Source organism: Stenotrophomonas sp. P5_A8, from assembly GCF_056400545.1.
In genome coordinates this window covers 1-3,321 of sequence record NZ_JBFULB010000392.1, presented here as the reverse complement: position 1 = coordinate 3,321, position 3,321 = coordinate 1, and the positions used below count along the sequence as shown (strand labels likewise).

2 protein-coding genes are annotated in these 3,321 nt (G+C 66.5%); both read right to left on the bottom strand.

Annotation, left to right across the window (positions count from 1 at the left end; translation table 11 throughout):
* Nucleotides 1–550: 550 nt before the first annotated feature.
* Complete coding sequence (gene flgL / locus AC1DQP_RS18495; RefSeq protein ID WP_256776982.1) at nucleotides 551–1,753, bottom strand: flagellar hook-associated protein FlgL; 1,203 nt, start codon at nucleotides 1,751–1,753, stop codon at nucleotides 551–553.
* On the bottom strand, nucleotides 1,750–3,321 hold a 1,572-nt coding region (locus tag AC1DQP_RS18490; RefSeq protein ID WP_478052204.1), incomplete at its 5' end, for a FlgK family flagellar hook-associated protein. The genes AC1DQP_RS18490 and flgL, both read right to left, overlap by 4 nt.

Sequence of the window (3,321 nt, the reverse complement as noted above, 5' to 3'; positions counted from 1 at the left end):
GGGGCCTGCTGCATCTGGGGGAGGGCTGGAACGGGTGGCTTGGCGGGACACGCCGTAAACCCATCCTTGGGGGCTCGCATGCGCCATCCATGGCGCATGACGGTCCCGCCAACCCACCCGTGCCACCCCTTGGACAGGGTGCGGGTGCGCAAGGAAAGAGCCGCGCTACTCGCGTATGAGCGGGCGCGCTCTACGTCGCTTTTCCGCTCTTCCGCTCTGCATAGGCCACTAGCCAACTGTCGAGGGCGCGGGTGTGTGGGTTCGCGGGACCGTCACACGCCATGGATGGCGTGTGCGAGCCCCCAAGGGTGAAGGCGCATTGCTCGCGAGGCACTGCCTCGCATGCGACTGAACGCACAGCCGCCAGCGGCTGGGCCGGGCCGCGGAGCGGGGTTTACGGCGTGTCCCGCGAACCCACACACCCCCGCCCATGCCATGAGCAGAGGATCATCCGCGCTGTTGCCTTTGGATGCGTAGAGGAAAAAGCAAAAAGGCCGCGATGCGCAATGCATCGCGGCCTTCAGGCCATCCAGGTTTTCGTGTCGCGGTATCAGCGCAACACGTTGAACAACGACATCTGCTGCATCTGCGAGAACAGCGTCTGCGCGGCCTGGAGGGCAGTGCTCTCCAGCTGGTACTGACTGATGGCATCGGCGTAGTCCAGATCGCGCATCTGCGACAGCGTGCTCTTGAGCGTCACCGTATTGGACTCACGCATGTCCGCCGCATTGTCCAGCGCCTTCAACTGCGCACCACCGGCCGCGCGCGAATCGATCATCCGCTCCGAGGCCCGCGCAACGTCGCGCAGACCACTTTGCAGCAGATTCTGCTGCGCCGCCGACTTGGACGCGCTCCCGGTATCCATCTTCAACGACCCGATCAGACTGTCCAGCGTGCTGAAAATATCCCGGCTGGTCGCCGGACTCACCTCGAAGGTATCGCCGGCCGCCGGCTTGCCGTCGATGTGCAAACGCACCCCGTTGAGCACCAGATCGTCGCCTGCCTTCATCGTACCGGTGGACACCACCGTACCGCCGGCATCCAGCAGCTCGTACTGGTCTTCAGCGGTGAAGCGCACGCTGAAGCCCTGGCCGTTCCAGCTGTCGCTGCCGTCGCGGGTCACATTGGTCAGCACGCCCGTGCCCGTGTTGGCCGTGCTGGCCGCCCCGTCCACGTGCCCATCGCCGGTACCGATCCGCAGGAAAATCTCGCTGCCGGGCAGGGCATCGAGCACGTACGTGTCCGGCCCGACCTCGACCTGGCGCTGGTTCTGGTCGCCGTTATAGACCACCTTGCCATCGATCTGGCTGAAAGGCGGGCTGTCATCGGCCGTACCGCCAAACAAATAGCGCCCGGTGCCGTCGGTACTGTTGGCCAGCGCCAGCAGGTTCCCGCGGATCGCCTCGATTTCCGTGACCATCGACTGCTTGTCCGAGGCGGCCAGCGCCGGATTATTGGCGTAGATCGTCAACTCGGTGATGCGCCCCATCATGTCGCCGACCTGGGCCAGTGCGTTTTCCTGCAGGCCCAGCCGGTTCTGCACGTTGCCCGCGTTGAGCTGCATGCGGTCCAGCGAGGCCAGCGTGCGGTCCAGGCCGACGGCGGCGCCGGAGGCGACCGGGTCGTCCTTGGCGGTCACCAGGCGGCGGCCGGTGGCGATCTGCTGTTCCAGGTGGCTCATCTTGGCCTGCTTGGCCATCATCAACGACACCGACTGCTGGAACATCATCCCGGTGGAAATGCGGCTGTTCATCGGCTCACGGCTCCGAGGATGGTCTGGAACATGTTGTCGGCGGTGGAAATCAGCTGCGAGGCGGCCTGGTAGGCCTGTTGCAGGCGCAGCATGTCGGCCGCTTCCTCATCCAGGTTGACCCCGGAGATCGCATCGCGCGCGGACTGCGCCTGGTCGGTGATCACCTGCTGGGCCTGCAGCGAGTAATCTGCCGATCGCGCGGCGGCGCCAACCTGGGTGGTGAGCCCACCGAGCGCGCCACTGAGCGTCACGGTACCGTCGTTGAAGGCCTTGGCCTGTTCCACCTTGGCCAGCAACAGGGCGTTGCTGTTGTCCGAGGAACCGGCCGGAGTCGGGCCGATGCCGAAGGTGTCGCCGGTCTTGGGCGCACCGTCGAGCACGAAGCTCCAGCCATTGGCGCTGATGGTCTGGCCGGCGGTATAGGTGAACGGGCCGGCACCATCGAGCGTGTACTGGGTGGCGCTGGTGAACACGATCGCGGCCGGATTGCGCAGCGCCGCGTTGTTGTGGTCGGTCACCTTGACCCCGGTGAGCTTGCCGGTACCGGTATTGGTCAGTGCGGCCGTGCCCTTGATCGGTGCCGCCGCCGCGATGCGCGAGGTATCGGTGATCGCCACCGACAGGGTGCCGGCCACGCCCGCGGTGGGCTGCAGCAGCATGCGGTCGTTCACGGCCGGGGCACCGGTCATCACCAGTTCCACGCCGTTGATCACCAGCGGGTCGGCGGCGCTGCCGGTGCCGGTCATCGGAATCGCCGCGCCGGTGTCGGCGCGGGTCGCCTGCCACTGGGTGCCGTCGAACTTGAGCAGCACGTTCTGCCCGTCCAGCTTGGACAGGTCGCCGAAGCTGGCGGTCATGCTGGCGGTGCCGGTGTTGTTGGCGTTGCCGGTGATGCGCGGGCTGCCGATGTTGAAGAAGTCCCCGCCCAGGTTGCCGTACAGGTCCGCGCCCTGGCGGTGCACATCGTTGAAGCTGCTGGCCATGCCGACGGCCAGCTTGCCCAGTTCGGCCTGGGTGGGCGTCAGCACGGTATCGCGGAACTCCAGCAGACCGCCGATCTGGCCGCCGAGGGTCTTCGGTTCCAGGGTGATCTTCTGGCCGGCGCTCTCCAGCGCGAGCTGCAGGCGCTCGGGCATGTACGGATCGGCCACGGTGGTGACCTTGGAGGCGGTGGTGCCTACCACCAGCGCCTGGCCACCGGCGGTGTAGACGTTCATCAAGCCGCCGTCCTGCATCACCGCGTTGCCGCCGGTATAGCCGACCAGGTTGGCGATCAGCGCATCGCGGCGATCCAGCAGGTCCGGCGCGGCGTTGGCCGCGTTGCCACCGATGCTGCCGTTGAGCTGCGCGATTTCCTTGGCGAGCCGGTTGATCTCCGACGCGCCGGCGATGAGGCCGTTGTTGACCTCGCCGTTGAGCGTATTGAGCTGGCCGTTGAGCTGCTGGAAGCGGCTGGCCAGGGTCTTGCCGCCGTCGAGCATGTTCTGCCGGTCGGCCGTACCCGACGCGTTGGAGGACAGGCCGCTGACCGTGTCGAAGAAGCTCGACCAGACCCCGGACACGTTGGT